Origin of the sequence: Armatimonas sp. (assembly GCF_043760365.1) — a bacterium.
Lineage (GTDB): Bacteria > Armatimonadota > Armatimonadia > Armatimonadales > Armatimonadaceae > Armatimonas.
The window spans coordinates 1-1,896 of the sequence record NZ_JAYUPA010000322.1; the positions used below are offsets into that span (position 1 = coordinate 1).

General features: G+C 50.6%; 3 protein-coding genes. 2 read left to right on the plus strand and 1 reads right to left on the minus strand.

Features of this window, described 5'->3' with window-relative positions:
- On the minus strand, positions 1-519 hold a 519-nt coding region (locus ACH2EH_RS07760; protein ID WP_395140494.1), incomplete at its 3' end, for an SIS domain-containing protein.
- Between the two features lie 54 nt (positions 520-573).
- Here ACH2EH_RS07760 and ACH2EH_RS07765 point away from each other — a divergent pair.
- A complete protein-coding gene (locus tag ACH2EH_RS07765) occupies positions 574-1,179 on the plus strand; it encodes a hypothetical protein (RefSeq protein WP_395140496.1) in 606 nt (201 codons plus the stop codon).
- Between the two features lie 59 nt (positions 1,180-1,238).
- A partial coding sequence (locus ACH2EH_RS07770) for a hypothetical protein (protein ID WP_395140498.1) occupies positions 1,239-1,896 on the plus strand: 658 nt, incomplete at its 3' end.

The window sequence follows — 1,896 nt, forward strand, 5'->3', positions numbered from 1 at the left end:
CGCTTCCATAACGGCCACGGCTAGCGCATCACCCAGCGCGAGCATTGCCGTGGTGGACGTTGTAGGTGCCAGGTTCATGGGACAGGCTTCTTTAGGAACACTCGTATCTAAAATCAGATCGGCGGCACGCCCCAGCGTGGACTCACGCCGCCCCGTCATCGCAATTAAGCAAGAGACGCGGCGCTTCAGAGCGGGCAGGAGCGCCCGTAGTTCGTCCGACTCACCCGAGTTAGAAAGTACCAGCGCGGTATCACCGGGGGCGGCCATCCCCAGATCCCCATGCATCGCCTCCGACGGGTGCAAAAACAGAGCAGGCGTGCCCGTAGATGCCAGTGTCGCAGCGATCTTGCGCCCGATATGGCCGCTCTTTCCCATCCCAGAGACCACCACTCGCCCCGAAAGTCCTACTAGCTGCGCGACTACCGCATCAAACTCCTCATCGAGTCGGTGGGCAATCAGACTCAGAGCCTCTGCTTCTTCCAGCAGGACACGTCGGGCATGCACTCTTGCTTGGGACATCACGCCAGATTATACCTACACACTGATGATTTCTCAGCCAATGATAGCACTAGAATGAAATGGTTTCAAAAGCCCTCGGCAGAAACACTCACTTCCTCTCAGGAGCTCTATGCCATCACGGTGCTGGCAGCGGCGCGCCTGCTCTCCCGCCTACACAGCTCCACACAGCTTGAGGAGTCCCGCCTGGAGCTCGAGTGTCGCCGCGCACAAGAACTGGGCCAGCCACTGACCTTGCTCCAATTGGAGCTGGCAGACTGGGCAGGCATAGTCACCGCCATTGGCCCCGAGCGCGCCCCGCAGACCCAGGATGAGCTTGCGCTCGTCCTCAGAGGAACCCTGCGTGCCACGGATATTATCTCCCCGGAGGGCACGGGCACTTTTACGATTTTTCTTCCTAGCACTCTGGCAGTGGATCTGCCGACAATCACCCGTAACCTGCGTCAAGCCATCCGTGGCTATCGCATCCTTGCTACAGACGGCGCACCATTCTTTCTACGCCTCCACCCGTGGATGGCGAGCGCTTCCTTGCCTGATGATGGCCAGACGGCTTCAGAGCTCATCTCAGTGCTCAAGAATCGCCTCGCTAAAGAGCGCACTCACCCACTCCCTTCGTTAACCGAGAACGATGACAATAGCCTCTCCCTCCGCTTAGTTGCCTGAAATCCCTTTTATAGCAAACTCTAAAATCGCATCTCCTTTCTGCCGATAATTTTAAAACAATGACCGAGCGTCTGCCAAAAACAGCAATCGCTTATATCGCCTCAATAACGCTTCTAGCCCTAGGGGCAGTAGTGGACTCTTACCTACGCCAGCCACTCGCCACACAAGACATAAAATTCCTTCCGGTTTTGATCATAATAGGCATGTTCTCTGGTAGCCTTAGAGTCCCACTAACTTCCCATAAGAAAGGACATAATGTTGCCTATACAAATTTAGGATTCATTACAACAATTATCTCCTTGCTTGTCTACGGTCCATTTTTTGGTGTTATTGTAGGTGCATCAACATTCATCACCTTCAAAAGAATAAAATCGGAATTCTATAAAAAGTTATTCAATGTCTCTGCCATTATCATAACAGTTTGGATAACAAGTCATTTTCTTATATTAGCTAAATATTTAAATCTTTCTATTGAAGAAAATTTCAAAAACGATAATAAATCCAACATAGTACCATCTATTGCATTTACTGGCATCGTATTAATCAGTGTCTTATGCCATCACACCATAAATTCTCTATTCATAACAGGAGCAATATCAACATCACTAAACTGGAGTCGAAAAAGAGCACTTGAATTCTTGGTTAATAGTACTGTCTGGACAATACCAACATACCTAGCCGCAGGATGTTTCGTCATCATGTCGACGTGGATATTCA

What these genes read in the sequence shown, in the direction of transcription:
- ACH2EH_RS07765 (WP_395140496.1), top strand. Translation starts at nt 574, where the DNA reads ATGAAATGGTTTCAAAAGCCCTCGGCAGAAACACTCACTTCCTCTCAG.